The organism is Dyella nitratireducens, from assembly GCF_014642835.1.
Classification (GTDB): domain Bacteria; phylum Pseudomonadota; class Gammaproteobacteria; order Xanthomonadales; family Rhodanobacteraceae; genus Dyella_B; species Dyella_B nitratireducens.
Genome location: NZ_BMJA01000001.1, coordinates 362,900 through 385,460, shown reverse-complemented (window position 1 = coordinate 385,460; position 22,561 = coordinate 362,900). Strand labels below are relative to the sequence as shown.

Genomic DNA, 22,561 nt, shown 5'->3' with positions numbered 1-22,561 from the left:
CCTGAGAAGGATAAGGCACTGATTTTAGCAGCGGGAACCTTTGCCGCTCCTGGCTTTCTCACTGCCAGTTCGATGTCTCTGCCATGCCATCCGGTGATCGCCGCCCGTGGGGATGTTGAGCAGTCCCCTCGCTGCGCTGAACGTTCGTTATAGCGGCATCGAGCCAGTGAACTGCCTACGATGACGGCTTTCGCCGTATGCTTAGAGCCCGCCCCATGTCTCCAAGTCGTACTCGCCAGTTTTGTTTACCCGTATGGCGGCCGCTCAAGGATGTCGGCTGCCAGGGAGCGTTGGGCGGTTTTGTAGCCTGGAGAATGCAATGACACCTGCGCGTTGGTTGATGCCTGTTCTACTGTTGCTTGCCGCATGCGCGGTCCATGCACAGGGAACGGACGCGTCCGGCTCGTCGCAACCGCAACCCCCGGCGGCAAAGCTCGACAAGCACAAGCTTTCCTACGCCATCGGCTACCGCATCGGCACGCAATTCTCCGACGGCGATATCCCGGTGGACATGGCTGTGCTGCAGAAAGCTATTGAGGACGCCTACGCCAAGCGTCCACCGTCCGTGTCCCGGCAAGACATGTACAACCAGCTGGTCAGCCTGGGCGAGCGCATGCACGAACAGGCCATGGCCGAGTTCAACCGTATCGCCGCCGAGAATGCCAAGAAAAGCGCCGACTACCTGGCGCACAACGCGACGCTGGCCGGTGTGGTGCAGCTTCCCTCCGGCATCCAGTATTCGGTGATCAAAACGGGCGACGGCACGCTCAATCCGGGTATCGATAGTCAGGTCACCGTCAACTATCGCGGCATGCTGATCGACGGTACCGAGTTCGATAGCACCTGGGCGCATGGCCACCCTGTAACGTTTGGCGTCGACAAGGTGCTTCGCGGCTGGCAGTACGTGATTCCGCGCATGCATGTGGGCGACCGGTGGAAGGTGGTTATTCCGCCTGCACTTGCCTATGGCGAGCAGGGTGCGCTGCCGCGCATCGGCCCGAACCAGGCACTGGTATTCGACATCGAGTTGCTGGATATCAAGCCGCCGAATCCCCAAGCCGCAGGGCCCTGACGCCGGCACGGCGTGTGCGTTAGCATGTCGGCCGCATGTCAAACCCGTCCCCGCTTCCCCCTCAAGCCATTCTGAGTCCGTGCGTCGGCATTTGCCGACTCGATGCACGCGGCTATTGCGAAGGCTGCTTCCGCACCGGCGATGAAATCGCCCGCTGGCGCAGCATGAGCGACCTCGAACGTTCACACTTCATGGACGTGGTGCTGCCCGCACGCGAACCCGCATGATGCAAACCCTGCAGCGCGCCCTGCGTCCGCTGTCGCAGCCACCGCTGCCGCCTGGCTGGAATCATGCCGAGATGACCGAGTTGATCGGTGAAGTTGAGCGCCGCTCGGCTGCCGTGCTGATCGGCGTGCGCGACGAACAGCAGCTGCGCATGGTTTTCACGGTGCGTACGGATCATCTCAGCTCACACGCAGGGCAGGTTGCGTTCCCCGGCGGCAGCGCCGATCCCACGGACGCCGATGCGCTGACCACCGCACTGCGTGAAACGGAAGAAGAGATCGGCCTCAACCCCACACTGGTAACCCCTCTGGGCTATCTGGATTGCTTCGAAACCATCAGCGGCTTCTGCATCACGCCGGTGGTGGCGCGCATCGACGCCGAGGCACGTTTTCATCCGGCGCCTGATGAAGTGGCCGAGGTGTTCGAGGTGCCGCTGGCGTTCTTCGTCGATCCGTCGAACGTGAAACGCTACACCATGAACTTCCGCGGCCATCGGCGCGAGATGGTGGAGTTCCAGTACGAAGGCCGTCGCATCTGGGGCGCTACGGCCGCCATCTTGATGAATCTTCTGCAAAGGATGGAACAGCCATGAAAAGCACCTTGATCACAGCCGAAGAACTGGCGGCGATGTCGCCGGATGGTGTGCTGATCGTCGATTGCCGTTTCGATCTCGCCGACGCCGACAAGGGTGAGCGCGATTACCGCGCTGAACATATTCCCGGTGCGATGTTTGCGCATCTCGATCGCGACCTGTCTGATCTGGGGCGCGTCAAGCTTGGTCTGGGCCGTCATCCGTTGCCCACCGAAGAAGCCTTTTCTGCGCTGCTTTCGCGCCTGGGCTGGCGTCCCGGCTTGCAGGTGGTGAGCTACGACGCCAACAACGGTTCGCTCGCGGCAGCGCGCTTGTGGTGGCTGCTGCGTTTGTGCGGCGTACGCGAAGCGGCCGTGCTGAATGGCGGCCATGCGGCGTGGAAGGCGGCGAACCTGCCGGTGTCGCGGGAGATTCCGCAACGCCAGCCGACGCAGGTCAGCGTGCACTACGAGAGCAGCCAGGTAGTCATCGATCACGCGGCAATCGGCAGCAGGCGGGATGAACTACTCATCGATGCACGCGCTACGCCGCGTTATCGCGGTGAGGTGGAGCCGATCGATCGCGTCGCGGGCCATGTGCCTGGCGCGGCGAATCGGCCGTTTACCGACAACCTGCAGGCGGATGGACGATTCAAGTCACCGGCCGAATTGCGTGAAGCATTTCGCGCCGTGATCGGTGACCACGCACCGGAACAGGTGGTGCATATGTGCGGCTCCGGTGTTACCGCTTGCCACAACTTGCTGGCGATGGAGCATGCAGGGCTTACAGGTTCGCGTTTGTATGCGCCGTCGTGGAGCGGGTGGATCAGTGATACATCACGCCCGGTCGCAACCGGAAACGGGTAGGTTGACGTTTTTTCTCGTCATCCCGGCAAAGACCGGGATCCGGTCAAATTCGCCGTGCGAAGCACGCAAAACTCGTGTTGAGTGCTTAACACGCCGTATGTGCTATTACCTCACGGCCATCATGCCCACGAAAGCGGGCATCCATTTTTAAGGATGCATCGGAGCAAGGTGGATGCCCGCTTTCGCGGGCATGACGGCCATATGGCAAGGTTCGTTTTTAAGGCAATAACGCCTCATTTGGCTTTGTTTTTTAGCCTCTCCACCAAAGCCTGCAATGTCGCCTGCGTTTGCGGATGGAAGAACGCATCCACGAACGCATCAATCGGCAAGGCATCGATATCCGCATACGTGCGCGTCAAATCCGCGCGTGCAATCTTGCGTGTTTCCAGCATGGCGTGTGAGGGCAGGGCAATGGTTTCACCCAGCCAATGCAACGCGCGCGTAGCGACTTGATCCACGGCGGTGAGTTCGTCGACAAAGCCAAAGGCCAGCGCCTGCTCCGCATCAATCAGCGCACCGGAAACCAGCAAGCGCTCCGCACGATACGCACCCACCACGCGACGCAACGCCATCTGGATGCAATCCGGCGCAATCAACCCCACCTGCACCTCGTTCAAGCCGATGCGGTAGGGGCCTTGCGCCATCACGCGGTAATCGCAGAACAGCGAAAGCACCGCACCGCCAGCAGGGCTATGGCCGGTGATCGCGGCGACGACCGGTATCGGCAAGTGGGCGAGGGCGGCACAGGTGGCGAAGAACTCGCGCCAGTATTCACGTACGCCAGCACGGTCGCGCGTCAGCAGCGCCGGCACATCCACGCCGGCCGAGAACATGCCTTGTGCGCCGGATAGCAAGACGCCGCGCGCCTCTTCGTGCACGGCATCCGCCAATGCCTTTTGCAACGCTTGCAACAGATCCAGATTCAGCGCATTGACCGGCGGACGCGCCATCTGGATTTCGACAACGGCCTCGTGCCTGATGATGTTGAGCATGAAGAGATTCCCCTGATCAGGATTGCGGCTGCACGTCAGCCGTCCAGGTATAGCGTACGCCATAGTCGAGCACGGCCTTGCCGTTGGCGGGCACATCGACCTTGAATTCCAACGTATCCGTAGTTTGTTTGCTGGGCTTCACGGTCGACGACGTGACCGTCCACTCGCGCCAGCGGTTCGGATGCTCACGCACCGTGACCGTGCGTGCACTCTCACCAGCATTGGTGAGCGTAATTCGGAACGCTTCGTCCATGGTGCGGCCGGCCTTGTCGACATGAAAACCGGTGCGCTCGCGCTGACCGCGTAAATCGAAAGCCGTGCCCAGCGTCATCGTGGCATCGCTGCCCTTGGGCGTGTCGTTGATGCGTCCTTCGCCGATGAATTGCGGCACGCCGTTGCGATCGGCGGTGAGCACACGCAGGTAACCGGCAGGCAGGCTATCGAAAGCGGTGAAGCGCAGCGTGCTGATGACACTGGTGTTGCTGTCGGTATTAAACGTTTCGTTGAGCATCGGCTGCGGCGGCATCCAATTGCCGCCGTTCTCGTAAAGCGACGTGCGCTCGCAGCTCACCGTGCGCGCAGCGTAGAGCGGCACCTGGCTGATGCTGCCATCAGGGAGATCGACGGGCGCAGGCAGGGTGTAACTGCGGTAATCACCCATGGACGATTGTTCCGGCAATGGCTCGGCCGGCGCTGCCGCCGCCATGGCACGCATCATCATCGGGCGCGGGCCTGTGGTTTTGGCAAAGTTGGGTTCGCCGGCAATCAGGGTGAGGTTCGTATCGTGCCAGTCGCGGCCGCTGCGATTGGCAATGCTGGCGCGCGATTCGAATTGCATGCTGCACGTATTGCCTGGTTGCAGCGTGGCGACATAGGCCGCGCGCCAGCCGATGCCGGAGGTGGGATAGCTCAGCGTGGCATCAGCCTGGCCGCTGCGCGAGGCATCGACGCGCAGGCGCAGGCTGGAGCCGGTCGGAAAATGGTCGCCTGCCGTACTGACTGCGGCATATTGGCGAATCAGTGTGGTGCCGTGATCCGTGCTCACCACCAACCCATCTTCACCGGCACGCAGCAACGTGCCGCTCGCCAGCGCTTGACCGTTGTCGCCCAGCACGTTGATGCTGCTGCCTGTCAAGCCAGTCAATGCCGCGTTGGGGCCTTGGCCAAGCAGCAGCCGCTGGGAGATGACTTTGGCCTCGCCACCGGGAAACCCAAGTGCCATGGCCTCGGCGTCCAGATGATTGGGCAGATCGCCCAGTACCAGGTCGTGTACGCCAGACTGCAACGTCACGTTGCGCTGCTCGCGCACCACGGCGTAACCGTTGTTGACGTCGCTGTCGCCGCTGCTTGAGTACAAAGCAGGACTATCGCTGCGATACAGGGTCATCGACGCACCATCGGCGGCTTCGGCGCGCGAGACACCGCATAACGTGGCGATAGCGACGGCCAGAACAGTTCGGTAGTTGATCGGCATGATGCACTCCTTTGTCGACGGGTGGGGCCGATCATAACGAGCCGGCTGCGGTGGCGTATGTGCTGCAGCAGCCAGCCGTTCTTGCCTGCTTCAGGACGGTGTCTTAGGCGACCCAACTGGCGTACCATCGGCGCCGTTCCCGTTCACCGGTGCGACACGAATACGCATCGATTCGCCGCCGGATACTTTCATGGTCGAATGCGCAACGGACCCAAGGGCGGCAAATGGATGGCTTTTCACTAAGAGTGGTGCTTGCGGACGATCATCCGGGGATGATCGCAGGTGTCGAATATCGCCTCTCTTCCGTTAGCACCATTCAATTGACCGGCACGGCGGGCAACTCGACCGAGCTGATCCGCATCCTGGATACCGGCTGTTGCGATGTGCTCGTTTCCGACTATTCCATGCCGGGCAACGAACACGGTGACGGCATCGCGTTTTTTTCCTTTCTCCAGCGGCGCTACCCTTCGGTGAAGCTGGTCGTATTGACCATGCTGGACAATCCGGCCGTGCTCAGTGCATTGCAGGGGCAAGGTATCGTCTGCATTGTCAGCAAGTCGGACGCAGTGAGCCATCTGATTCCCGCTATTCATGCCGCTGCAACGGGTGGCACCTATTACTCGCCATCCATCGAAAAAAGCATGAGCCTGCGCGACATGGATCGGCGCGGCGGGAATGCACCGCAACCGTTGAGCAAGCGTGAGCTGGAGGTGCTGCGGCTCTATGCGAGCGGCCTGACCATCAACGAGATTGCGGAGCGCGTGAGCCGTAGCAAGAAGACGATCAGCACGCAGAAAGCGCGCGCGATGCAGAAGCTGGGCATCGAGCGCGATGTCGATCTGTTGCGTTATGCGATGGAGCACGGGATTGTCGCGTCCTCATCGCAGCCGGGTGCGCCGAAAGGTTCGTAGGTTGGGGTGCAAACCCCAACATCATGATGTCTGTGCGCATGGCGATGTTGGGTTTTACACCCCAACCTACGGTCACACGGCCGGGCGTTGATCCAACACGGACGACGCACGCTCAGCAAACACACGCATGGCCGTTTTCAACGCCTGCTGGTCATGGTTGGCGGCCAGTTCTTCCATCTGCCTGACGCTATCGGCCGTTTCCAACTCGCCAATCAAGGCGAACGATCCACGCAACGCATGCAAATGATCGCGCACGCTTTTCCAATCACCCTGGTCCAATGCCGCGCTCAGGGCTTCCATCGACTGCTGCAAGGTTTGCTGCATCAGCGCGTGGACTTTCGCTGGTAACGGGCCATAGGCCAGATCCTGCGGCGCAGCGATAGGGCGGTCCGACTCGACCGTTCGGCTGACGAGCTGGCGTATCAGGCGATCGATCGTATCCAGCAGGATAGGTCTCACCAGCACGGCATCCATACCCACTGCGGCACAGCGTTCGTGCTCGGTAATGCTCGCGCTGGCGGTGATGGCGATGATGGGAATGGTCACACCCTGCGAACGCAAGGTTTGTGCGAGCGTATAGCCATCCATGCCCGGCATGCTGAGGTCGGTCATGACCACGTCGTAACGCGCCTGGGCAAAGCACTGCAGGGCGTGGTGGCCATCTTCGGAAACATCGGTCTGGTAGCCGAGTGTTTTCATTTGCTCCTGGATCAGCACGCGATTGGCGGGATGATCGTCTACCACCAGCATGCGTAGCGGGTGCTCGCGATCAGGTATATGTCCGATGGGACGTGGCATGGCATCGGTGTTGCGGAGTACATGATCTGCAGGCGTGGCCACTCGCAGCGGCAGCGTGACCATGAATGTGCTGCCGACACCAAGCTCGCTCTTTACCGCGATCGTCCCATGCATCAATTCAGTAAGCCGCTTGCATAACGCAAGCCCGAGCCCGGTTCCACCAAAGCGTCGCGCGACGGATGAATCCGCCTGAGCAAAGGGTTGGAACAGCACTCGCTGCTGCTCCAGTGTGATGCCCACGCCCGTATCGCTGACACCAACAACAATGGGCGAGTCTTCGCCGGTATCGCCACCAAGATAAACCTCCAGCGTAATGTCACCTTGCGCTGTAAACTTCACGGCATTGCTGAGCAGATTCGTGACGATCTGTCGGATACGTGTCGGATCGCCGAGGTAATGCGATGCAAGCGCATCGTCGATCACGCAATCGAACTGGATACCTTTGGCTGCCACGATCGGCGCAAACATCGCGCCGATCTGGCGAATCAGATCGGCCAGGTCGAAGCGCAGGGTTTCGATGGGCATTTCTCCCGATTCGATCTTGGAGAAATCCAGCACGCTGCTGATCGTGTCCAGCAGTGCATAAGAAGACGAGGTGATGGTGTTCAGGCGTTCGCTTTGTTCGGGCAGCAGCGGCGATCGATCGAGCAATTCGAGATTGCCGAGGATAGCGTTGAGCGGCGTGCGTATTTCGTGGCTCATGGTGGCGAGAAAGGCCGATTTCGCCTCATTCGCGGTATCAGCCGCGCGGCGTGCTTCATCCAGCTTGCGCTCGGTGTTCTTGCGCGCAGTGATGTCCGTGAAATTGCATAGCACCACGTCGTTGCCCTGGTAGCGGGTGCGCATAAGGCTCACCAGCAGATCGGAGGTGGTGTCGTCTTTCATCGCGATGGCTGTTTCCAGATCATGCTGCCATTCGGGTGCTGCAGGATCCGGGTCAAACAGGCGCATCAGCTTGCGATGCAGCGGCTCGTCACCTTGTATCTGTGCATCGTAAGCGCGCATCACGTCGTTCTGAAGAAGCACTGCCTTGTCGTGCAAACCCATCAACGCAAAGCCGAACGGCGCGGTAGTGATCATGGTGCGATTGAGGTTCTCGCTTTCCACGATGCGTTGCGAGCGGCGCCACGCAGGTATGAACACTTTGCGGTCCAGCCACACCAGTGCAATCCAGATCAGGCCGATCACAAGCAGCAGGGTGGCTACACAGGCGGCCAGTTTCGGCCACAGTGCGACGATGAGGGTGCCCCACGAAAAGGTATGGATCAGCGTCCAGTCGGTGCCTTGGATGCCCTGGCTGATGATGAACATACCGTCGCGGAACATCGCAACCGGCTGCTCGCTGTGTAGCGTAGGCAGAGTGTGTAGCGCCAAGTAAATACTATTTTCTGACGGCAGGCCATGCCGGGTGTGCAAAAGGACCTGGCCATTGCCGTCAACCATGAATGACACCGTGTCGTACTGATCTACAGGAAGCTTTGCCAGCACCGAACGCGTAGGCAAATTACTGATGAGGGTGGCGAATGGCTTGCCGTTATCGAAGGCTGTGGCGACCAGTCGTATCACTTGCTGGTGCTGAATGGGATCAAGCGCAGGCACAAGCCAGCTCAAGCGGGAAGTGGCCGACACATCCGATGTCGTGGATTGGCCCGGTTCGTTGTCACTCGGTGCAATCGTCCCAATCAGACGGCGCACATCGTTGGCGTCATGGGTTTGGAGTGTGCTGTCTGGTCCGGGAGCCGGAATGAAAACGATGAAATCGTGACTCGGGCTGTACAAATAACCCGACATCGCTTGCGATTGCAATTTGAAATAGGCACCAGCCCGATAGCTCATCTCATTGGCAAGTGCGAGATAGCGGCCGAAGGTGTCGGAGGGCTGTTGCGGCGTCACGTCACCCAGTGCCAGGACAGGAGCGAAATGCGGATTGCCCTGCAACACGACACGTCCATGCTGCGCTGCGAAGGTGGCGATCAAGGCTGGGGAGGCCGATTCCCTCGTGGGCCACACGGCTTCTTCGTGGGCGATAAACGTACGCACCGCGAAGTCACGCGCCTGGAATTCGAGCTGGACGAGCAGCTTTCGAACAGCGAAGTCGGCATAGCGCCGCGCTATCTCGTCCCTGGCCATCGAATACAACAAGACACAGGTGGCGGCGGCAAGCATGATCGAGATGACCATGCCTCCGCCGTAGAGTAGCCGTCGCTGATAACGGTTCACCGTGTCTTCCATGGGAGTAAGAACCTATAGGAAGTTAGTAGCGAAGTATTCGTCATGCGATGGTGTGCACGCTGGCTTTATCGCAACTTGCCATGCCCTTCACAAGGGATTATCGGGATACGTGTCATGGTTTCACATGCTCTGCATCTTTTGCGATGCATGGGTAACCGTTAATCGTTTTGACATGCGGTACGACCGCCATTCCACCGGGCGGCCACATCTTTAGCGAATCCTCGTCGCGTTGCCAGTGTCATGGCATGTGATGGGGCTCGCTGCGCCTCATATTTGCTTCACGGAGGAAGTCCATCGATTGATTGCTCCATCGCGTCAACCATCAGCTCCTGTGCTGAGCTTCCTTTCGTTTCGCCGAAGGTTTTTCAGGGTAAAGCTGAGGTGTGTTCAAGAAATCTGTTTCAACCTTTCCGTGAAGCCAGCAGCAAGCGTGCATGCGCCGTCATGTTAAGTGCCGAAAGCGTTGCGGTTTTATGAAGCTGTGTGTGGATGTGACGCTGGAATGACATGTGACGGCGTGACGTAAACCTCCTCATCCCCATTGCTGAAAGAAAGGATGCGTCGTCATGAAAAAACACAACGGTCACTCCACTGATCATGGCAAGTCGAAGGCCCGCCCCGTGCCGAGCGGCCTTCAAGCCACTCTGGGAGAAAACATCCCCCCTGCGCTGACGCAAACCGGGCACGTGTTGGAACACGGTGATGACCAGCCGGCCATTGGTCGCACGCCGCATCCCTGGGAGACGGTATGGGCCGAGCCGCGTCCCCGCCATGCGGAGCTTCCTGCGCGCCCTGTTCTAAAAGCTGACGCATCCATGGCCTATGCTGGCACGCAGGCGCGGGCACCCGCGGTGGGCTACGGCCATCGTGCAAAAGCTCTCACAGCCGCCGTGAGTGAGTCGCCTGGGCTGTCGCGCATTCTGCTGCAACCCACGATCCTCAAATCCGTGCCGATCGGCGATAACGGCGAACAAGGTATCGGCCTGCACGTGCGTGAAGGCGGTGTGATCGTGCAGATGGAGCCGTGGTCGCCGATGCAGGTGGGTGATCGGCTCGATCTGTTCTGGGGTGCACCCGACGATCCGCAAAGCCCGGGCTATCCGGGCACGCCGGTCGCTGGCAAAACCCTGCAATTCCCGGAAGAAGTCAACAAAGCCGTGCTGCTGACTGTGCCGGAAGACGATGTGGTCGCCGGTTGGATCAATGTGGTGTGCCGCGTAACGCGTGCAGGCAGCGGTTTCCAGGAGCTGTCCCCACTGCTGCCCGTGCTGGTCAAGCTGGACCCGCCTGGCGGCGTCGATCCCGCGCCGGACGAGAACCCGAACCTGGCGGCGCCGAACCTGCCTGACGAGGTTATTCGCAATGGAGTGGATACCTCTTGGGCCGCTCGCGGTGTGCCGGTGATGATCCAGCCGTATCCCAACATGGCCGTCGGCGATCGCATCCGGCTGAACTGGGGCGGTGCTTTCGTGGAGTACACCCTGCGCGATAGCAGCGAGGTCAATCTACCTGTGATGGTGGTCGTGAACGACGCCACCATCCGCGCCGCTGGCGACGGTGATGCGGTGGTGCTGCGGTATCAGGTATTCGACCTGGTAGGCAACCGCTCCGGCTGGTCGCCCACCACTGAGGTGGTGGTGGATGTGCAAGGCAATGCGCTGTTCTTGCCGGAAGTGACGAATGCCGACGACAACGGCGTGATCGATCTGGCGCAGTTAGGCGGTGAGGATGTACGGGTGCTGGTCACGGCGTTTGCGCCGGACTTTGCGGTCGGCGATACCGTAACCCTGCAGTGGGTGGGTCATACCGCCGAAGGTGTGTTGGTACCATATGAGGAAGCGCAAGACGTTACGCGCGGCCCGGTGCAGACGCTGGAATTCTTCGTGCCCAACGCCAGCGTGGTTGCGCTCGCGCAAGGCGATGCGGTGGTGTCGTACCGCTTGCAAAGCGGACGCAGCTCCAAGCAGGTGCGCGTGACGATCGTCGGCGAGGCGGCGAAGTTGCCGGCACCGACGGTGGACGAAGCGCCGAACGACTACGATGAACTGGACGCGACGTTGTCGCGGGCGACGGTGCGCATTCCGCCGTACCCCGGCATGGATGCGGGGGACGTGGTAACACTGATCTGGTCGGGCATGCGTGCCGATGGCGAGTCGCATGTGTATTCGTTCGACCGCACGATCAGCGGCAGTGCGGTGGGCAAGGAAGTGGTGCTGCAAGTGCCGGGGGCGGAGATTGCGCTGTTGGCTGGTGGCACGGTGGAGGTGTGGTACGAGGTGATGATTGGCGACGGTACGCCGTTGCGTCCTTCGCTGGTGCGGACACTGCGGGTGAGCGACACGCAAGGCGTGACACTGCCTGCGCCGACCGTGGATGAAGCACCGGACAACGTGACGTTGGATCCGGATGCCGTCGGCCTGTATGCCGAGGTGCGCATCGAGTACGACAAGGCCGATGGCGACCGCGTGGATATGGATTGGATCGGCAGCAGCGGACCCGGTGGCAGCTTCAGCGACTGGATCAACATCCGTGCCGCCACGGTCAACAAGCCGGTGCTGTTCGACGTGGACAAGGCGTACGTGATCGCCAATGACGGCGGCACGGTAACGATCCGCTATACGGTGACACCGAAGGTAGGAAGCCCACGACCATCGGCATCACGGACGCTGCGCGTGGGTGCGGCGCAGGACATCATCCCGGCCATCACCTCGGTCAGGGATTCGAAGGGCGAGATTCTCGAAGGTGGCGTAACGGAAGACACGACCGTGACGCTTAGCGGCACAGCCACTCCTGATACGACCGTCGAACTGTTCGACAACGACACCATTTCGCACGGTATCGTCGACGTGAATAGCGCTGGCGTGTGGACCCGTGCAGTGACCGGGCTTGCCGATGGAAATCACCGCTTCACCGCTAAGGGGTTGTATGGCAGCGAGCCGGTGTCGCTTGCGTGGAACTTCAGGGTTGCGGTGCTGGTGGCGCTGACGGCGCCCATCGTTATCGAAGCCGACCCGTTCACCGATACGTTGAATCTGGTCAAGCCCGTCGATGCTGGTGTCCACATCGTGATCGATTACGACGGCATGGAGATCGGTGACACGGTAACCATGATCTGGCAAGGCACGGACGGAGGCGGATCCGATACGCAGCCTGTGGAGGTTACAACGCCTGGTCCCCTCCTTTTTACGGTGAGCAGTGCCACGATCGCGCCCAACTACAACAAAACCGTACGGATTTTTTATACCGTCCTGCGGAAAGGGCAGCCGGAGGAGTCGACAGCGGAATCGTCATCGCTTGATTTAGCGATTCAAAACCTCGCCCTGCAAGGCACGGCCACATTTGCTGTTGGTACTACCAGCTTCTACCGTTGCACCACCCAATCAATCATCACGATTCCAGACGATTTGCCGGTTGGGGCAGTGATTGAGACAACCCCGGCAAGCAGTGCTAGCGCGCAGACCTCTACTAGTTCTTCAACATTGCGGTCGTATTACCGAATCAATCTTGTTGGCAGCGAGCCGAAAGATGACTCGACGCTCTTTCCGACGAGCATACCGGGTGTGGGATTTAGGCTCATTTACACAAAAAATTCGTCATCCGATCCGAGCCCTTTAACTGCTGGGCCAATCTCTGGAGATACGGCAACTACCGGTAATAGCGGAACGACTGGAGCGATCCAATTCGTCAAGACCGGTCCAATTGCATCAGGAGCAAGGCTCTCAGCTGGCGTGATGGCGCAATGGTTGATGGGTTCCAATCGCTTGTACTACATGGGCTGGCAACTGCTGAACGATCTAACCATCCACGTTACCGATGCGACACTGATTGCACCTGTCGTCACCGAAGCAGACCCGTTCACTGACACGCTGAATCTGGTCAAGCCCGTCGATGGGGTTCATGTCGTGATCGACTACGCCGACATGGCGATCGGTGACACCGTGACGATGATCTGGGAAGGTGCGGCCGGGGCCGGATCGCAGCAGCAGGCCGTGAAGATTGAAACCCTTGGCCCGATCTTTTTTACGGTCGGCAACACGGTGATTACGCCCAACAACAACAAGACGGTAGAGATTTATTACACCGTCAAACGGGCTGGCACGCCGGAGGCGCCTCCGAGGGAGTCGCTATCGCTTAGCCTGGCGATTCAAGCCCCTGCTTTGCAGGGCAATGTTACTTTCGTTGTCGGTACGACCAGCTTCTATCGTTGCACTGCCCGATCAAGCATCACGATCCCGGAAGACCTGCCGGTCGGTGCTGTCATCGAAACGACTCCTACCGCCCCTGCTAGTGCGCAGACCTCTTTTACTTGTTCAACCTCTTATTCCTCTTACCTGATCAATCAGGCTGGCGGTGAGCCGAAAGATAGTTCGGTGCTTTTCCCGACGGGCATAGCAGGCGTGGGGTTTAGATGTAAAGGAACGACGAACGATCCACATTCTGCCGGGCCAAAAACCTCGGCGGCGGGAACCTACGGTAATGGATACGACGATGGAACGTCGGGTGGAGCGATCGAATTCGTCAAGACAGGTCCTATTACGCGAGGAACGCTTTCGGCTGGCGTATTGGCGCAATGGTTGTGTGGTTCCAATCGCCTGTATTACATGGGTTGGCAACTGATGAACGATGTGACCATTGACGTCGTCCGGCGCAGTTCGACCGGAGGCAAACGTCGAACGGCGATGACGTCCACGGCAGGCGCACCGCGTGCGCGCTGAAGGGATGGCTCGCTCACGCCATGGAAAATAAAACAAGCGAAGTATCCGGCGTGCGATGTTGCGCACGCCGGTCCTGTCGCGATTTGCCATGAATCCCAAATGGGGTTTTCAAGGCACGAGCCATCTTCTTCACGCCTTCCATCTCCTGTGATGCATCAAGCGAAACGCATCGCAGCAACTCCATTCCAACCACCCTGTTGGATCTTTCCATGAAGTCAGAAGCAAGCGTGTCTGCGTGGCAATGCCGAGTGTCGAAAGCGCGACAGCGTTGATAAAAGAAGTTGATGTGTCGATGCGAGGCCCGGTTTGCACGTGGTTGCGTGAATGAACCCCCATTCACTTCTCATTGCTAAAAGGACGTGTCGTCATGAAAAAGCACAACGGTCATTCCAATGGTCAAGCCCAGTCGAAAGTCGGCCATTCGCCGAGCGGCCTGCAGGCCACATTGGCCAAGAAAATTGCCCATAAGCTGGCGCAAACGGCTGGACGGGAAAGTATTGCAAACCCGGCAGGTCGGCCGGCTATCGGCAGCCGGCGGGTTGACTTGAAACCGTCACGGGCTGGGACCTCACCGCGCATTCTCGGCAATGGTCATGTGCAAGATATTAGCCCTCTTGCAGTAGGCCTAGATGCCGTTGCAGTTCAATCCTCTAATCCCGGTGCCGGCTACACCCCTGCCAACGCATCAGGCGCCGCTAGCATTGCAGTTGGCAACAATGCGCAGGCTATCAACAGCAGTTCGGTTGGCGTCGGAAGCGGCTCGAATGCTTCAGGTACCTCAGCCCTTGCGCTTGGTAACAACGCAGCTGCAACAGGTAACTATTCCACGTATGTGGGTGCTGCGGACGGCCTCAATGAATTTACGACTGGTACACAGGCGTTTGCTGGCGGATACAACGTGAATGCATCGGGCAATCTGTCCGTCGCGATCGGATCATTATCTAAGGCAACGACCATTAACACCGTGGCACTCGGCTCGGCCGCAAACGCATCGGGCGTGGGAGCCACGGCGTTGGGCTATGGCGCCCAAGCGCCTGGCAACGGCTCTATCGCGATTGGCGGCAGCCAGACTATATCGGCAGTCGCGTCAGTGGTTCACGCCATCGCCATTGGCGAGGCGTCCGTTACGTCTGGTACGGGTTCTGTTGCTGTCGGCGAAAGCGCGAGCGTATCCGGCACCGTTTCCGTGGCCATCGGTCAGCTCGCCACCGCCACTAACAACAACGCTGTCGCGCTGGGTGGTAACTCGGTGACCACGGCGGACAACTCGGTTTCCGTGGGCGCCGTGCGTAGTGAGCGTCGCGTCATGAACATGGCCGCAGGTGTGCTGGACACGGATGCGGTGAATGTGAACCAGCTGAAGCCGGTTATCACGGCTTTGGGCGGTGGCGCTTCCATCGATCCCGCGACCGGTGCGGTAACCGGTCCCAGCTACACGCTCGCCAATGGCGGTGTGCAGAGCTCGCTCAGTGGTGCGCTGGGTGCCTTGGACAAAGCCGTGAGCAATGCAGCCGGTGGCGTGTACGACAAATATCTCAACGTCAAAGCGGGCACTGCCGCTGACGATTTGAATGCCCAAGCGGGCAATAGCGCCACGGCATTGGGACCGAATGCCAATGCGAACGCGCAGTCCGCCGTGGCACTGGGTGGCAATACCGTCGCTGGCTTCAATGCCATCGCCATCGGTACCTTGGCGCAAGGAACTGGACAGAGCAGCAGTGCAGTGGGTTTGCAAGCCAAGGCAAGCGGCCTGCGCTCTTCGACCTTTGGCGCTCTTTCCACCGCCAGCGCCGATAGCTCGACTTCCATGGGCCATAGCTCCAACGCGAGCGGTGTGGCGGCAACCGCACTCGGCCAGGCTGCATCGGCAGCGGGAAATTATTCGGTGACCGTGGGCATCCAGGCCAGCGCCGTCGGCAGCAATACCGTCGTCATCGGTGCGGGTGCCTTATCGGGCAAGGGCACCGCCAATGTAGACGGCGATGGAAACATCGTCATCGGTTCGAATGCGCTCGTCGATAACACCGGTGACGGCGCGATTGCGATCGGGCGCAATGCAAAAATCAATAATGGCGGTGGCGACAGTTCGATAACCGGAGCGGGATCGATTGCACTCGGTGATGGCGCCATGGCTTACGGCAATAGCTCAACCGCGATTGGCCGAGGTGCCGTCACCAGCTACGCCGGCGGCGTCGCGCTCGGCGATAACGCCAAGGTTTTGTCTGGCACGGCATCCGTAGCACTGGGCGCCAACACGCTGGCAGATGCCGATATGACCGTTTCCGTCGGCAACAGAACCACCAGCATGCGGCATCGGATCGTCAATATGGATGCCGGTCTGGAAACCTACGACGCCGTCAACGTGAATCAGTTGCAGCCGGTGGTGACCGCGCTGGGCGGTGGCGCTGCCATCGATCCGGCGACAGGAGATGTCACGGGGCCTACTTACACGCTTGCCAATGGCGGTGTGCAGACCACGCTTAGTGGCGCGCTGAGCGCGTTGGACAAGGCGGTGAGTGATGGAGCTGGTGGAAATAACGAGTATTTCGCTTTCAATCCCGTCGTAGACTCGATACCGGCGCAAGCCAATGGGCTGGGGGCCGTCGCCATTGGGGGGCCGGCGTACGCTTTTGGACAAGATTCCGTGGCACTTGGCATGAACTCCACGGCCACCGAGGACAATACGGTTTCGATAGGAAGTGTGGTCATCAAACGAAGGATCGTCAACGTGGCCCGCGGCGATGTCTCGGTGACAAGCACGGAAGCGGTAACGGGCGCGCAGCTCTATGAGACGAGCCAGCAGTTGGATGCCCTGGAGAGTGCCCTGAAAGACAGCGGCGTGATCGATCCGGGCACAGGCGACACGCTGGCGGTGACCTACGGCACGGCGACGAAGAACATGATTCCCTTGGGCAATGCGGGTCGTCCGGTGGCGATCACGAATGTTGCCACGGCCGTCGATCAGACTGGCGCGGTGAATCTGAGCCAGTTGAACGGGGCGATGGACACGCTGCGTGGCGAATTGAGCCCGAGCATCGCCTACCTCAAGGTCGATTCGACCGGCGCCGACGCCAATGCCAGCGGTGCCGATGCCGTCGCGCTTGGATCGGAGGCAGTGGCGTCGAAGGATGAAGCGCTTGCCGTCGGCGTGCGGGCGCGTGCCGCGGTCGAGAAGTCCGTTGCCCTGGGCAGCGACAGCCTGGCGGATACCGACTTGTCGGTATCGATTGGCAATAATCCGCTCGGCCTGAAGCGTCGGCTGGTGAACATGGAGGCCGGTGCCGCGGCGGATGATGCGGTGAGCGTGAGCCAGTTGCAGCCGGTGGTAGCGGCGCTGGGTGGTGGCGCGGCGATCGATCCGGTGACGGGCATGGTGACCAGCCCTACGTACACCTTCGCCGATGGCAGTGTGCATACCAGTCTCGATGCGGCGCTGGATGCGCTGGACCAGGCGGTGAGCGAGGGCGGCGGCAATAATCCATACCTGGCGATCAACAGCACGGGTGCGGACGCCGAAGCGAATGGGAACGATGCCATTGGCCTGGGCAGCGGTGCGAACGCAAGCGCCAACAATGCGGTGGCGCTCGGTGCGAACAGCAAGGCGGATGCTGCCGACACCGTGTCGGTGGGTGCACCGGGCAGTGAACGAAAGATCGTCAACGTGGCCAAGGGCGATGTCTCGGCGACGAGCACGGAGGCGGTGACCGGTTCGCAATTGGATGAGACGAACCAGGAGGTGGCCGAACTGCAAGATGCATTGACCGGCAGCGGTCTGATCGATCCGGTCAGCCGTACATCGCTGGCGGTGACCTACAGCAATGCCAATAAGAACATCGTGGTGCTCGGTGGTTTGAACACACCGGTGGAGATCATGAATGTCGCCGACGGCCTGGTGAGCAGCGATGCGGCGACCGTCGGGCAGGTGACGAGTGCGGTAAGTGCTCTGCGCGGCGATTTGAGCTCCAATCTCGCTTACGTCAAGGTCAATTCGACAGGCACCAATGCCATTGCCAATGGCCCGAATTCTGTGGCGATTGGCTCGACCGCCAGTGCGAGTGAGACGGGCAGCGTGGCGATCGGCATCGGTGCGCGCGCAACGAAGATCGGTTCCGTGGCGCTTGGCAACAATTCCCAGACCAGTTACGCCATGACGGTATCGGTAGGCAGTCCCGGCAGCGAGCGCAAGATCATCAATGTGGCTGACGGCGAGGTCAATGCCGAAAGCAAGGACGCCATCAATGGCTCGCAACTGTTCGAAGCATTGAACACCCGGGCTACGGCACGTGCCGGCATTTTGGATGTCGAAAATCCAGTCTACGCGATGGAAGGGGTGACGTCGGACAACATCGCTTCGCTCAATGGTGGGGATCCCTCGTTGTACACAGCCCTGGCGTTCGGTTCGGGATCGAGCACCTCCGGCATTGACACAGTGTCGTTTGGCTTGAGTGCCATCACCTTTTCCGACAATGCCGTTGCGCTCGGCAGCAATAGCACGGTCGGCGGCAATATGCCCTTTTCGGTGGTGATGGGGTCCGATGCACAGGTCAACGAACCTATTAACAACACCGCGATGGGGCAAGCCGTCGCCGTGGGCGTGCATGTTCAGGCCAATAACGAGTATGCGCTGGCGGTCGGTAGCAATAGCACCTGGGCGCTGGGCGCGAGCTCGATTGCGATTGGCAATAGCGCAAAGGATCGTGGCGTCAGCGGCATCGCGATGGGCAAGAGCGCCACGGTGTTGACCGGATCGACCAGTTGTATCGCCATGGGTACCAGCACGAGCGTGGCGACTAATTTGAACGATGCGATTGCGATAGGTACCAATGCAAGCGTCGCGGCCAATGCCAACGGGGGGGTGGCGCTGGGGCAGGGTGCGGTGGCCAATCGCGGCAATGCGGTGTCGCTAGGCGCAACCACCGGCAGCACCCCGGTCGGTACGCGGCAGATCATCAACTTGTCGGCCGGTACACAAGCCACGGATGCCGTCAATGTGACGCAATTGCAAGGCGTGACGAGTGCCATCGGCGGTGGTGCGGGCGTGGGTGCGGATGGCAGCATTTTGCCGCCCTCGTACATGGTTGGCGGGACGCCGTACTCCGATGTCGGTGCCGCCATCAACGCTGCGGCGAACATGGTGGATCCCAATGCGGTGTCATATGACGACACGACGAAGGACGAGATCACTTTCGGCGGCGCCACCGGCACCTTGTTGACCAACGTGGGCGCCGGCAACGTCACGGCGGGCAGCGCGGATGCCATCAACGGTTCGCAATTGTTCGGCACGGCGCAGAGCGTTGCAACAGGTCTGGGTAGTGGCGCCGGGGTGAATCCGGATGGCACGCTGAACCCACCGCTGTACGTGATCGGCAACACGACCGCAGACAATGTGGGCGAGGCGTTCGCCAATCTCTACACCGTCATCAACAGCCAGTTGGCCGATTCCGGGTTGGTGGATCAGAACGGGCAGCCCATTGCGGCCGTGACCTATGACGGGACGCTGCAGAACAGGGTGACGCTGGGTGGCACGGGAGCAAGCGCGCAGGTGACGGTGACGAATGTGGCGGCGGGCAATGTGTCGTCGGCCACGAGCACGGATGCGGTGAATGGTGGACAGCTGTTCGCCACGAATCAGCAGCTGGATGCGACGGATCAAGCCGTCAGCGATCTGAAGAATGCACTGGATCAGGGCGGTGTTATTGATCCGGATACAGGTGATTCCCTGGCGGTGACCTACGCCGACAATTCGAAGACCGGTATCGCACTCGGCACCGCGGGTACGCCTGTGACCGTGTCGAACGTGAACGCCGGCACACAAGCGACGGATGCCGTGAACATCGGCCAGCTGCAAGGCGCGGTGAGCGCACTCGGCGGTGGTGCAGGCGTAGGCGCGGACGGCAGCATCGTGCCGCCTTCGTACGTGGTGGATGGAAAGCCTTATCCCGATGTCGGTGCTGCCCTCGACGCCGTGGCCAGCATGACCGATGCCAATGCCGTGTCGTATGACGACACGACGAAAAACGAGATCACGCTGGGCGGTACCGCGGGTACCTTGTTGACCAACGTAAGCGCCGGCAACGTCACCCCGACCAGTGCCGATGCCATCAATGGTTCGCAGTTGTACGGTACGGCGCGGACCATCGCGACCGGTCTGGGTGGTGGTGCTACGGTGAACCCAGACGGTACCGTCTCGCCACCTCAGTATGTGATCGACGGTACGACAGCCGATGACGTGGGCGGTGCACTCACCAATCTCTACACCGTGATCAACAACCAGCTGGTTGATTCAGGGTTGGTGGATCAGAACGGGCAGCCCATTGCGGCGGTGACCTATGACGGCACTTCGCAGAACAGTGTGACATTGGGCGGTGCAGGAGCAACTTCGCCGGTAAGCGTGTCGAATGTGGCGCCGGGCGATGTGTCATCAGCCACCAGTACGGACGCGGTGAACGGTGGGCAGTTGTACACAACGAATCAGGCAGTTACTGAGTTGGCAGATGCGCTGGACAATAGTGGTGTCCTCGATCCGGACGGTAATTCGTTAGCGGTGACCTACGTCGACGCATCGAAGGAGGGTATTGCACTTGGCGCAGCGGGTACGCCCGTGACCGTGTCGAACGTGAGCGCCGGCACGCAAGCGACAGATGCTGTGAACATCGGCCAGCTGCAAGCGGCGGTGAGCGCACTCGGCGGTGGCGCAAGCGTAGGCGCGGACGGCAGCATCGTGCCGCCTTCGTACGTGATAGATGGAACGCCTTATCCCGATGTCGGTGCTGCCCTCGACGCCGTGGCCAGCATGACCGATGCCAATGCCGTGTCGTATGACGACACGACGAAAAACGAGATCACGCTGGGCGGCACCGCCGGCACCTTGTTGACCAACGTAAGCGCAGGCAACGTTGCCCCGACCAGTGCCGATGCCATCAATGGTTCGCAGTTGTACGGTACGGCGCAGACCATTGCGAATGGCCTAGGTGGTGGTGCTACGGTGAATTCGGATGGCACCGTCACGCCGCCTCAGTATGCGATCGATGGCACAACTGCCCACGATGTGGGCGATGCACTGACTAATCTCTACACCGTCATCAACAACCAGTTGGCTGATTCCGGATTGGTGGATCAGAACGGGCAGCCCATTGCGGCGGTGACCTATGACGGCGCTTCGCAGAACAGTGTGACGTTGGGCGGTGCAGGGGCAACTTCGCCGGTAAGCGTGTCGAACGTGGCGCCGGGCGATGCGTCATCAGCCACGAGTACGGATGCGGTGAACGGTGGGCAGCTGTACGCGACGAATCAGCAGATCGGCAATCTCAAGGACACGCTGGAGAACAGCGGCTTGCTCGATCCGAACGGTAATTCGTTGGCGGTCACGTATGACGATGCATCGAAAGATGGCGTGACCCTTGGCGGCGCGGGTGCCTCCACACCGATTCCGCTACACAACATGACAACAGGCACGGCCGATACCGACGGTGTCAACGTGGCGCAATTGACGACTGGCTTGACCAATGTGAAGACTGAGCTGACGTCGGATCTGAGTAACGGTGCCATTGATCTTAAATACATCAAGGTCAACTCGGCCGGCGCTGCGGCCCAGGTGAATGGCCCCGATACGGTCGCCATTGGCTCGGCTTGCAGTGCCACCGGGACTAACGGGGTTGCTATTGGCAAAAACGCGCGTGCCGTGAGCGTAAGTTCGGTGGCCATTGGCTTTAACTCCCTCGCCAACGAAATAGATCCGGTGGTGTCGGTGGGCACCATCGGCGGTGAGCGGCGGATCATCAATGTCAACGATGGCCAGATCAACGCTGACAGCAAAGACGCCATCAACGGAAGCCAGTTGTATACCCTGCGTAAGGCACTGGATGAGATCGCAGCCACCACCCGCGGAGCGGGCGTGAACGACGCAAGCGATCCGGTAGCGGCCATTGATGGTCGCAGCGGCAACAACATTGCATCGTTGAATGGTGGTCCGGATGATGCGACGGCAGCTGCCATGGGCACGTTCTCGACCGCCAACGGCATCAATGCGCTTGCGATGGGCTTGCACAACCTGGCCGGCTCGAATTACTCGGTGGCACTAGGGTATTTGGCGCAGACGGGCGCGGATCATGACTACTCCGTGGCGGTAGGGTCGGACGTTCAAACCAATGCTCCGTACTCGGTAGCCGTCGGCACGGGAGCGCGGGCCAATGGCAAATACTCCGTGGCGCTAGGTAGCAACAGGACCTTTGCGATCGGCGACAGCTCCATTGCCATGGGTGATGGTGTGACGGCGTACGGCGAGAACAGCATCGCCATAGGCCGGAGCGCCACCGTGGCAAGGAATGTCAACGATGCGCTGGCACTGGGTTCAGGCGCGAGCGTGACGGCAGGAGCGATCGGCAGCGTTGCGTTGGGTCACGGCGCGGTGGCAGATCGTGGCAATGCGATCTCGATTGGTGGCGGTAGCGTTGGCACGCGGCAGGTGGTCCACGTATCGGCAGGCACGGAACCGAACGATGCGGTGAATGTTGCGCAATTGATGCAACTCAAGGAGGAGATGGCGGCGATGAAGGCCGAGATACAACAATTGCGTGGTCAGCTTGATTCGCGTCCGGCTGCGCATTGATGCGCACAAAAAGAAGCCTGGCGGAGGCCAGGCTTTGAAGGAACGCAACATCAAGGAGCACGTCAACTTGCTGGATCAGCTCCCTCCCCTACGTGTA

The 22,561-nt window shown here is 60.3% G+C and carries 8 protein-coding genes and 1 pseudogene; 6 read left to right on the top strand and 3 right to left on the bottom strand.

Annotated features, from left to right (window positions below; genetic code table 11):
- Positions 1–319 precede the first annotated feature (319 nt).
- From bamJ to IEX75_RS01770, 3 genes and pseudogenes are all read left to right on the top strand, one after another.
- Positions 320–1,072: a BamJ family beta-barrel-assembly machinery protein gene (gene bamJ, locus IEX75_RS01780; RefSeq protein WP_188792541.1), complete on the top strand. Its 753-nt coding sequence runs from the start codon at positions 320–322 to the stop codon at positions 1,070–1,072.
- Positions 1,073–1,107: 35 nt separating this feature from the next.
- Positions 1,108–1,889, top strand: a pseudogene (locus IEX75_RS01775) (CoA pyrophosphatase).
- Complete coding sequence (locus tag IEX75_RS01770; RefSeq protein ID WP_188792540.1) at positions 1,886–2,734, top strand: sulfurtransferase; 849 nt, start codon at positions 1,886–1,888, stop codon at positions 2,732–2,734. The pseudogene IEX75_RS01775 and the gene IEX75_RS01770 overlap by 4 nt, the downstream one beginning before the upstream one ends.
- A gap of 233 nt (positions 2,735–2,967) precedes the next feature.
- Here the strand turns inward: IEX75_RS01770 and IEX75_RS01765 are convergent, their stop codons facing one another.
- Together IEX75_RS01765 and IEX75_RS01760 are read right to left on the bottom strand one after the other, a co-directional pair.
- Positions 2,968–3,726, bottom strand: a complete 759-nt coding sequence (locus tag IEX75_RS01765) for an enoyl-CoA hydratase/isomerase family protein (protein ID WP_188792539.1) — start codon at positions 3,724–3,726, stop codon at positions 2,968–2,970.
- A 16-nt stretch (positions 3,727–3,742) separates the two neighbouring features.
- Positions 3,743–5,200 (bottom strand): DUF4139 domain-containing protein, encoded by a 1,458-nt coding sequence (locus IEX75_RS01760; protein ID WP_188792538.1) that lies wholly within the window; start codon positions 5,198–5,200, stop codon positions 3,743–3,745.
- Between the two features lie 224 nt (positions 5,201–5,424).
- On the opposite strand from IEX75_RS01760, the gene IEX75_RS01755 reads away from it, so the two are divergent.
- Positions 5,425–6,111: a LuxR C-terminal-related transcriptional regulator gene (locus IEX75_RS01755; RefSeq protein WP_188792537.1), complete on the top strand. Its 687-nt coding sequence runs from the start codon at positions 5,425–5,427 to the stop codon at positions 6,109–6,111.
- A 72-nt stretch (positions 6,112–6,183) separates the two neighbouring features.
- Here the strand turns inward: IEX75_RS01755 and IEX75_RS01750 are convergent, their stop codons facing one another.
- Entirely contained in the window at positions 6,184–9,141 is a 2,958-nt protein-coding gene (locus IEX75_RS01750; protein ID WP_188792536.1) for a hybrid sensor histidine kinase/response regulator, read from the bottom strand.
- 566 nt (positions 9,142–9,707) lie between these two features.
- Between IEX75_RS01750 and IEX75_RS01745 the strand changes: the two genes are divergently transcribed.
- Together IEX75_RS01745 and IEX75_RS01740 are read left to right on the top strand one after the other, a co-directional pair.
- Positions 9,708–13,856 carry an Ig-like domain-containing protein gene (locus IEX75_RS01745; RefSeq protein ID WP_188792535.1) on the top strand — a complete coding sequence of 1,383 codons (4,149 nt, stop codon included), beginning with the start codon at positions 9,708–9,710 and terminating at the stop codon, positions 13,854–13,856.
- Between the two features lie 367 nt (positions 13,857–14,223).
- The gene (locus IEX75_RS01740) at positions 14,224–22,464 is read left to right on the top strand and encodes a hypothetical protein (RefSeq protein WP_188792534.1); all 8,241 of its coding nucleotides are present in this window, start codon (positions 14,224–14,226) and stop codon (positions 22,462–22,464) included.
- The last annotated feature ends 97 nt before the right edge of the window (positions 22,465–22,561 follow it).